Source organism: Achromobacter sp. (assembly GCF_049647645.1).
In the GTDB taxonomy this organism is placed as follows: domain Bacteria; phylum Pseudomonadota; class Gammaproteobacteria; order Burkholderiales; family Burkholderiaceae_B; genus Achromobacter.
In genome coordinates, this window is record NZ_JBARYB010000296.1 from 19,288 (window position 1) to 28,459 (window position 9,172).

The following is a 9,172-nucleotide window of genomic DNA, read 5'->3' on the forward strand; positions in this document are numbered from 1 at the left end:
GAAATGCTTAAGCATGGTTTCGGCCGCCCCAAAGTGGCGGGAATCCCTAATGGCGGACAGGGCGGCAGGAATGCCGCCCTGTCCGCAGGCCGGCCTCAGGCCGCCAGCGTTTCCTGCGCCCGCCCCCGGTAGCGATCCCACAGCTCGGATTGCTGCGAACGCACCCGTTCGATGTTTTTTTCCTTGACGTGGCCATAACCGCGGATCGTGTCCGGCAGCGCCGCCAGCTCCAACGCCGCGCCGCGATTGGCCGCGTCCAGCGTGCGTGAGAACTCCTGCGCCAGCGCCAGGTACTCGGTGGCCAGTTGGCGTTCCAGGCGGCGTTCGGCGGTCTGGCCGAATACGTCCAGCCAGGTTCCGCGCAGCCGCTTCATCGGCGCAAGCGCGCGGAATGCCAGCGTCATCCACGGACCATATGTGCGCTTCTGCAGCCGCCCCCGCGCATCGCGGCGCGCGAGCGCCGGCGGCGCCAGGTGATAGCGCAGGCGGTAGTCGCGGCCCGGCTCGCCTTCGAATTGCTCGCGCAGCCGGGCCTTGAAGGCCGGATCCGCGTATAGGCGCGCCACCTCGTACTCATCCTTGTAGGTCATGAGCTTGGCGAGATTGCGCGCGACCGACTGCGTCACCTCGAAGCGCTGCGGATCTGGCAGCAAGGCCTCGCGCGCGCGCACCGCCGCCACTGCTTGCAGGAAGCGCGCGGCATAGGCCTCGTCCTGGTAGGCGCGCACGTGTTGCGCCAGCCGCTGGATCTGGCCGTCCAGGGACTCCGGCATCGCGACCGCCTGCGCCCTCGGCGCCGGCTTGAGCGCATCGGCGCCGCGGTGCGCGGCCTGCCGGCCCAGCTCGAAGGCCGCCAGGTTCTTCTCGACCGAGACGCCGTTCAGTTCGATCGCGCGCCGCAGGCTGTCCAGCGACAGCGGCAGCCCGCCCTGCTGCCAGGCATAGCCCAGCAGCAGAGGATTGGCGTAGATGGTGTCGCCAAGCAGGGTCTCGGCCAGCGGCCCGGCTTCAATGAAATCGCAGTTGCCGCCCGTGCTGCGCGCCAGCGCGGCCTCGGCCTGCGCGCCGGGAAAGCGCCAGCTGGGTTGCGACAGGAACGCGGCGGTGGGCGCGGCGCTGCTGTTCACCACTGCGCGGCCATGGTCCGGCCGCAGGCGCGACAGCACCTCTGGTGACGCCGACACCAGCGCGTCGCAGCCGATGACCAGATCGGCCTCTCCCAGCGCCACACGCGTGGCGTGCAGGTCTGCGGGACGGTTGGCCAGTTGCACGTGGCTGAGCACGGCGCCGCCCTTCTGCGCCAGCCCGGCCATGTCCAGCACCGTCACTCCCTTGCCTTCGAGATGCGCGGCCGCGCCCAGCAGCGCGCCTATGGTCACCACGCCAGTACCGCCCACGCCCGCGATCACCACGCGATAGGCCGCGCGCTGTCCGATCTCCGCCAGGGCGGGCGGCGGCGGTTCAGGCAATGCGGGGGTGTTCCCGGCCGTGCCCGGCTTGCGCACGGTCGCACCTTCCGCCGTGACGAAGCTGGGGCAGAACCCCTCCACGCAGGAGAAGTCCTTGTTGCAGGACGATTGATTGATGCGGCGCTTGGTGCCCAGCGGCGTGTCCAGAGGCTCGACGGACAGGCAGTTGGACTGCACCGAACAGTCGCCGCAGCCTTCGCAGACCGCCTCGTTGATGAAGACGCGGCGCGGCGGATCGGGGTATTCGCCGCGCTTGCGGCGGCGGCGTTTCTCGGTGGCGCAGGTCTGGTCGTAGATCAGCGCCGTCGTGCCTTCGATGTCGCGCAGCGCGCGCTGCACCGCGTCGAGCGCCTTGCGGTGGTGCACCTCCACGGCCTGCGGCAGCGCGGCGGCGCCGGCGTACTTCTCCGGTTCGTCAGTCACCACCACGGTCTTGACCACGCCTTCCGCCAGCATCTGCGCGGCGATCTGCGGCACGGTCAGCACGCCGTCCACGGGCTGCCCGCCCGTCATCGCGACCGCATCGTTGTACAGGATCTTGTAGGTGATGCTGGCGCGCGCCGCCACCGCGGCGCGTATCGCCAGCAGCCCCGAATGGAAGTAGGTGCCGTCGCCCAAGTTGGCGAAGATATGGCGCTCGGACGTGAAGTCCTTCTGGCCCAGCCAGGCGACGCCCTCGCCGCCCATCTGGCTGAAGGTGTCAGTCTTGCGATCCATCCACATCGCCATGTAGTGGCAGCCTATGCCGGCCACCGCACGCGAGCCTTCCGGTACGCGGGTGGACGTATTGTGCGGACAGCCCGAACAGAACCAGGGCTTGCGCTCTTCCACCAGCGTGGGCCGGGCGGCCTCGCGCTCCTTGGCATCGATGACCGCCAGCCGCGCTGCGATGCGCGCCCTCAGCGCGTCCGACAGGTCGGCCTTCTCCAGGCGCGCGGCAATGGCGCGGGCGATCAGCGCCGGCGACAGTTCGTGGCGCGCCGGCAGCAGCCAGCCGCCGCGCGGCGTGGACCACTCGCCGCCGCCGTTGTCGCGCTCGTCGAACTTGCCATAGACGCGGGGCCGCACGTCGTCGCGCCAGTTGTAAAGCTCTTCCTTCAGCGCGTACTCCAGGATCTGGCGCTTTTCCTCCACCACCAGGATCTCTTTCAAGCCAGTGGCGAACTCGCGCGCGTCCTGCGCGTCCAGCGGCCAGATGCAGCCCACCTTCAACACGCGGATACCCGCCTCGCTACAGGCGGCCTGGTCCAGGCCCAGGTCGTTGAGCGCCTGGCGCACGTCCAGATAAGCCTTGCCGGCGGTCATGATGCCGAAGTGCGCCTGCGGCGAATCCAGCACCACGCGGTTCAGCTTGTTGGCGCGCACATAGGCCAGCGCCGCATACCACTTATGGTCCAGCAGCCGCGCCTCCTGCGCCAGCGGCGTGTCGGGCCAGCGGATGTTCAAGCCGCCTTCGGGCAGGGCATCCTCCGGCAGCACGATCTGCACGCGGTCCGGATCCACGTCCACCGATGCGCTGGACTCCACCACGTCGGTCACGCATTTCATGGCCACCCACAGCCCGGTATAGCGGCTCATGGCCCAGCCGTGCAGGCCGTAGTCCAGGTATTCCTGCACATTGGACGGATACAGCACCGGTATGCCGCTGGCGATCAGCACGTGCTCGGACTGGTGCGCCACCGACGAGGACTTGGCGGCATGGTCGTCGCCCGCCAGCATCAGCACGCCGCCGTGCGCCGAACTGCCGGCGGAATTGGCGTGCTTGAGCACGTCCACCGACCGGTCCACGCCCGGCCCCTTGCCGTACCACATGCCGAACACGCCATCGCGCGCCGCGCCCGGGAACAGGTTCAGTTGCTGCGAGCCCCATACCGCGGTGGCGGCCAGGTCTTCGTTCACCCCTGGCTGGAACACCACGTCGCTGGATTGCAGATGCCGCTTGGCCTTCCACAGCGCCTGGTCCAGGCCGCCCAGCGGCGAGCCGCGATAGCCCGAGATGTAGCCGCCCGTGTTCAGGCCGGCCTGCAGGTCGCGCTGCTTCTGCAGCAACGGCAGCCGCACCAGGGCCTGGGTGCCGCTCAGGTAGATGCGCCCTTGGGTGCGGGTGTACTTATCGTCCAGCGTCAGGCCATGGGTATCGGCTGCGCCTGCGGGTTGTGGGGCGTTCACGCTTGTCTCCTGCGTTGCGGTTTTTGGTGTTTTGCCGCAGTGTAGGAAGCAGGCTGGTTATCGTATATTCATATATTCAGGTATCAGGTATTTGATAAACACATGGCTAATGACGTCACCCTGCGCCAGCTGCGGTACTTTGCCGCAGCCGCCCGGACCGGCCGGTTTTCCATGGCCGCCGCCGACGAGCATGTCTCGCAGTCCGCGGTCACCAACGCCGTCCTGGCGCTGGAGGCGCAGTTGGGCGTGCGGCTGTTCGACCGCCATCCCCACGGCGTCACGCTGACGCCGGAAGGGCATAACTTCCATCAGCGCGCGCGCGAAGTGCTCGACTCCCTGGACGATGCGCTGCGCGAGCCCGGCTTCCAGCGCTATGCGCTGCGCGGCGCGGTACGCATCGCCGCGTCCTACACGGTGCTGGGTTACTTCCTGCCCGACCTGCTGGCGCGCTTCCGGCGGCGCTATCCCGACGTGGAGCTGGACCTGGCCGATCTGGACCGGCCCGAGATCGAAGCCGCCGTAGCCAGCGGCGAGGTCGAGCTGGGCGTGGCGCTGCTGTCCAACGTGGAACGGCGCGAACGCTTCGGGCATCAGGTGCTGGTGCGGTCGCGGCGGCAGCTATGGACCGCGTCCGGCCACCCCTTGGCCCAAGCCTCGGCGCCGTCGCTGGCCGACATTGCCGGCTATCCCTACATCCTGCTGGAGATGGACGAAGGCGAACGCTCCGCGCTGGCCTACTGGCGCGCCCACGGTCTGCAGCCCGACATCGCCTTCCGCACCCGCTCGATGGAGGCGCTGCGCGGGCTGGTCGCGCACGGATTTGGCGTCACCATGCTGTCGGACATGGTCTACCGCCCCTGGTCGCTGGAAGGCCGCAAGATCGAGGCCGTGCCCATCACTGACGCCGTCCCGCCCATGGAAGCCGGGCTTCTATGGCATCCGCAAGCGCGGCTGGCCAAGCCCGCCGAGGCGTTCCGCCAGTTCATGATCTACGCCTGCGGCGTCTGAGGCCCTGCTACACCAGAATCGCGCCCTTGCGGCGCGTGAATTGGGCCAATGAGCGCAAGGCCAGCGCGTGCATGGCCGCCACCGACGGCAGCAGCGTCTCTTCCTTGCGGGTCAGCACGCCGACGATGCGCTCCACCGTGGGTTCGGCCAGCGGCACGAAGGCCAGGCCAGTCGCGGCGGCCGGCCGCGCCAGCACCGGCAGCACGGTCACGCCCAGGCCGCTGACCACGCTGGCCAGCAGCGACGCCCGGTTCGACACCACCATGAAGGGGTCCTCGATGGCGCCGCCCAATTGCCGGCTCTTCAGCGTGTCGAAGGTGGCGTTGCCTATCAGGCGTTCCCCCGCCAGCGCCGCCCAGGGCACGGGACCGCGCCGCCGCGCCAGCGGATGGTTCTTGCGGCACACCAGGCCGAAGGCATCGCGCGCCACGGGCGCGAAAGCCACCTCCGCGGTGCGCGGCACCTGTCCCGCCACGCCTACCTGTACCTCGCCGCTCAGCACCAGCCGATGCACATCCTGCGAGGACTCGTCGATGGCGCGGATGCGGATCGCAGGGTGGCTGCGCGCATAGCGCTCCAGCAAGCGCGGCAGCCATTCGTCGGCCAGCGACGGCATCACCGCCAGCGACACCGGCCCCTGGCTGCCCAGGCCGAACTGGCGCGCCGCGTCCAGCACCCGGTCGTGGGTGGCCAACAGCTCGCGGAACAACGGCGCCACCGCAAGACCCAGGGGCGTGAGCTGGGCGCGTTTGCCGGGCTCGAACAGCGGCGCGCCCAATTGCAGTTCCAGGTCCTGCATGGCCGCCGACACCGCCGCCTGCGAACGGAAAGTGCCTTCGGCCGCCAGGCGGAAACTGCCGTGATCGGCCGCCAGCAGGAACTGGCGCAGGTGCTGGATTTTCAGGGGTGAGGGCATGGCATAGGACCAAGGAAAATTCGGATTTTCCGAAATTAACTTGAGTTAATTTGGATTGTCAAAACTCTGCCCGGAACCCAACAATGGCCCCGTCTTTCACCCTACAGGTACTGGAGCAGCGGGTATGTCTTTGCAAGTGCGCAAGGTAGTCAGCTATGTGGAAAAAACCCTGATCGAAGGCGGCCGCGCTGCCGAGCGCCCGCTGGTCATGGTCATCGCCGCGGCCGTGATCCGCAATCCTTGGGCCGGCCAGCCGTTACAGGAAGACCTGCGGCCCAAGATCCTGGAGGCCGCGCCGCCGCTGGGCGAGCTGCTGGTCGCGGAAATCCTGCGCCAGGCCGGCTCTGCCGACCAGGTCGAAGCCTATGGCAAGGCCGCCGTGGTGGGCACGGCCGGCGAAGTGGAACACGCGTCGGCCCTGATCCACACCTTGCGTTTCGGCAACGCCTATCGCGGCGCGGTCGGTGGCACCAGCTATCTGAGCTTCACCAATATGCGCGGCGGCCCTGGCTGCGTGATCACGGTGCCGCTGATGCACAAACTCGACGAGGGTCTGCGTTCACACTACCTGACCGTGCAGACCACCATCAACGACGCGCCCGCGCCTGACGAGATCGTGATCGCCCTGGGCGCGGCCACCTCCGGGCGTCCGCATCATCGGATCGGCAACCGCTACTCCGACCTGCAGGAACTCGAGCGCGAGGCCCAGGCCAAATGAGCGCGCATTCTCGGCGTACTGGACGCGGCGAGCCGCTGGTGCTGCTGCATGGCGTCGGCCTGGACCACACGCTGTGGGACGACCTGGCGCCGTTGCTGGAGCCGGATTTCGAGGTGCTGCGCTATGACATGCTGGGCCACGGCCACGCTCCTGCCATAGCCGATGGCGTGACAGTGCAGGACTTCATCGCGCAGCTGGACGCGGAACTGGACCGCGCCGGCTGGCAAAGCGCCAACCTGGTGGGCTATTCCATGGGCGGCCTGATCGCGGGCGCCTATGCCGCCGCGCGCCCGCAACGCGTCACCCGGCTGGCCCTGCTGAGCACAGTGTTCCGCCGCAGCCCCGACGAAGCGCGCGCGGTGCTGGCGCGGCTGGACGCGGCGGCGACGCAAGACCCCGAAGCCGCCGCCCAGGTCTCGCTGCAACGCTGGTTCACGCCCGCGTTCCAGGCCGCCCGTCCAGAACGCGTGGCCAGCATCGGCCAGCGCCTGCTGCACAACGACCGCGCCAGTTTCCTGGCCGCATACCGCGTGTTCGCGCAGGGCGACCCGCTATTGGCGCAGGCCGCGCCTGGGATAGCTTGCCCTGCCCTGGTAATGACGGGCGAGCAGGACGTCGGCTCGACCCCGCGCATGACGCTGGAACTGGCCGAGGCCCTGCCCCACGCCCGCGCGCACGTGGCGCCGGGCCAACGGCACATGCTGCCGGTCGAGGAGCCCGCCATCGTGGCGGCGGCGCTGCGTGGATTTTTTTTGGAGGCGGCCGGCGCACCGTCCTTGGTTTAGAGACGGCCGGCCATCAGCCCGCGTAGAGTGGATACGGAGACAAACAACATGAATCGCAGAACCATCCTGAAGAACATGGCGGCCCTGGCCCTCACGCCGCTGGCGGCCGCGGTAAGCAGCGCCGCCAGCGCGCGCGAAGCACCCTTGCGCGTCATCGTGCCGTTCCCGCCAGGCGGCGGCACCGACGTGCTGGGCCGGGTGATCGCGGCCACGCTCGAAGGCGCCCTCGAGCGGCCGGTGGTGGTCGAAAACAAGCCCGGCGCCAGCGGCATGCTGGGCGCCGACTACACCGCCAACGGCGCCAAGGACGGCAGCGTGCTGCTGTTCGCCGGGCTGGTGCCTTCGGTGCGCTACTACGCCCGGCCGCCCGAGGACGTGCTCAAGCAACTAGCGCCGGTCTGCCCCATTGCGCGTTCGCCTTACATGGTGGCGGTCAACGCCGACCTGCCCGCCAAGACGCTGGGCGAACTCGTCGCCCAGGCCAAGCGCGAACCCAAGGGGCTGACCTTCGGTTCCCCCGGCAACGCCACGCCGCAGCACCTGGCCACCGAACTCCTGCAGGCCGCCTGCGGCATCGACATGCTGCACGTGCCCTATCGCGGCACGGGCCCGATGATGACGGACCTGCTGGGCGGGCAAATCCAGGTGGTGGTCGCCACCGTCGCCGCCGTTGAACCATATCTGCAAGGCGGACGCCTGCGCGTGCTGGCCGTGACCAGCCCGGAGCGCCTGCCCAAGTATCCGGACATTCCGACGGTGGCCGAAAGCGGCTATGCCGGCTTCTCCGCGCAAATCCAGTTCGGCACCTATTGCGCCGCCGGCACGCCGGAGGCCGCCATCGCCGCGCTGAACCAGGGCATCAACCGCGCGCTACAGACCGAGGCCGTGCGCGCCAAGCTGGGCGAACAGGGCTTCCAGCCCACCGGCGGCACGCCCGCGCAGCTGCAACAGGCGCTGCTGACCGAAATCCGCGACGTGGCGGGGCTGGTACAGGCCGGCAAGGTCAAGGTCGACCTGTAGCGTCCCCTTTCGCGCTGATGCTGGATAACCAGCATTTACAGGCGTGTCGTCCTCTGTGCATGCTGCCCATTGATCCGGCGCAGATCGGGCGCAACATGGAGACGACATGCCTAGTCAGGAATCCCTGCACTCCGCCCATATCCGCGAGATCGAACAAGTCGGCCAGGGCCGGCCCACGCAGCGCGACGCGCACGTGGTCAGCAGCTGGCTGCGCTGCCTGGACCAGTACAGGCTGGATCCCGCCCAGGCCTGCGAAGCCTATATCGTGCCGGATGGCCGGCTGCGCGAACACCGCCAGCAGTCCGAAGCGCTGATCTCGATTGCGCGGTCCGGCCTGGATCATCTGTTCCGCCAGGTCGCCGGCCAGAACTACGTGCTGCTGCTGGCCGACCGCCAGGGCGTCACCGTGGAGTTCCTGGGCGATGCGCAGCAGACCGCCAGCCTGCGCAAGGCCGGGCTTTATCTGGGGTCGGAATGGTCTGAACAACGCGCCGGCACCTGCGCCGTGGGCGCCTGCCTGGAAAGCGGAGAAGCCCTCACCATCCACCAGACCGATCACTTCGACAATACCCACACGCCGCTGTCCTGCACCGCCGCGCCAATCTACAGCGCCGACGGCGAGCTGGCGGCCGTGCTGGACATCTCGCTGCTCAGCTCTCCCATCCTGAAAGCCAGCCAGAACCTGGCGCTGCATCTGGTCACCAGCACCACGCGCCGCATCGAAATGGCCAACCTGATGGCGCGCACCAGCAATGAATGGGTGCTGCGCTTCGCGCGCTCTCCTGAATTCCTGGACGTGGATCCGGAGGCCGCGATCTCGCTGGACGGCTCCGGCCGCATCCTCGGCATGACGCACACCGGCGCCAAGCTGCTGGCGCGCGCCGCCGGCCTGGACTGGCGCAATCCCGCCGGCCTGATCGGCCAACCCGTCACCCGTTTCTTCGACGTGCGGCTGGATGACCTGCCGCGCTACACCCGCGCCCATGCGCCGCAACAGCGCCTGATCGTGGCTCGCGACGGCAATGCGCTGTTCGCGCACGCCATCGAACCCAACCGGCACATGCGCGGCGCCAGCGTGGCGGTGCGC

At 68.7% G+C, this 9,172-nt stretch carries 7 protein-coding genes; 5 read left to right on the forward strand and 2 right to left on the reverse strand.

The window, feature by feature from the left end:
* Positions 1–95 precede the first annotated feature (95 nt).
* Complete coding sequence (locus WBB14_RS33330; RefSeq protein WP_424243536.1) at positions 96–3,638, reverse strand: indolepyruvate ferredoxin oxidoreductase family protein; 3,543 nt, start codon at positions 3,636–3,638, stop codon at positions 96–98.
* Positions 3,639–3,740: 102 nt separating this feature from the next.
* Here WBB14_RS33330 and WBB14_RS33335 point away from each other — a divergent pair, with 102 nt between their 5' ends.
* Complete coding sequence (locus WBB14_RS33335; RefSeq protein ID WP_424243537.1) at positions 3,741–4,646, forward strand: LysR substrate-binding domain-containing protein; 906 nt, start codon at positions 3,741–3,743, stop codon at positions 4,644–4,646.
* A gap of 7 nt (positions 4,647–4,653) precedes the next feature.
* On the opposite strand, the gene WBB14_RS33340 is transcribed toward WBB14_RS33335, so the two are convergent.
* Complete coding sequence (locus WBB14_RS33340) at positions 4,654–5,562, reverse strand: LysR family transcriptional regulator (protein WP_424243538.1); 909 nt, start codon at positions 5,560–5,562, stop codon at positions 4,654–4,656.
* A 124-nt stretch (positions 5,563–5,686) separates the two neighbouring features.
* Here WBB14_RS33340 and WBB14_RS33345 point away from each other — a divergent pair, with 124 nt between their 5' ends.
* The 4 genes from WBB14_RS33345 to WBB14_RS33360 form a co-directional block, all read left to right on the forward strand.
* On the forward strand, positions 5,687–6,280 hold the full coding sequence (locus WBB14_RS33345) for an amino acid synthesis family protein (protein WP_424243539.1): 594 nt from the start codon (positions 5,687–5,689) through the stop codon (positions 6,278–6,280).
* Positions 6,277–7,065, forward strand: coding sequence for an alpha/beta fold hydrolase (locus tag WBB14_RS33350; RefSeq protein ID WP_424243540.1), 789 nt, complete (start codon positions 6,277–6,279; stop codon positions 7,063–7,065). Before WBB14_RS33345 ends, WBB14_RS33350 begins: the two co-directional genes overlap by 4 nt.
* Positions 7,066–7,113: 48 nt before the next feature.
* Positions 7,114–8,085: a Bug family tripartite tricarboxylate transporter substrate binding protein gene (locus WBB14_RS33355; protein WP_424243541.1), complete on the forward strand. Its 972-nt coding sequence runs from the start codon at positions 7,114–7,116 to the stop codon at positions 8,083–8,085.
* A 106-nt stretch (positions 8,086–8,191) separates the two neighbouring features.
* The coding region (locus WBB14_RS33360; RefSeq protein WP_424243542.1) for a sigma-54-dependent Fis family transcriptional regulator at positions 8,192–9,172 on the forward strand (981 nt) is incomplete at its 3' end.

What these genes read in the sequence shown, in the direction of transcription:
- WBB14_RS33335 (WP_424243537.1), top strand. Translation starts at nt 3,741, where the DNA reads ATGGCTAATGACGTCACCCTGCGCCAGCTGCGGTACTTTGCCGCAGCC.
- WBB14_RS33340 (WP_424243538.1), bottom strand. Translation starts at nt 5,562, where the DNA reads ATGCCCTCACCCCTGAAAATCCAGCACCTGCGCCAGTTCCTGCTGGCG.
- WBB14_RS33345 (WP_424243539.1), top strand. Translation starts at nt 5,687, where the DNA reads ATGTCTTTGCAAGTGCGCAAGGTAGTCAGCTATGTGGAAAAAACCCTG.
- WBB14_RS33350 (WP_424243540.1), top strand. Translation starts at nt 6,277, where the DNA reads ATGAGCGCGCATTCTCGGCGTACTGGACGCGGCGAGCCGCTGGTGCTG.
- WBB14_RS33355 (WP_424243541.1), top strand. Translation starts at nt 7,114, where the DNA reads ATGAATCGCAGAACCATCCTGAAGAACATGGCGGCCCTGGCCCTCACG.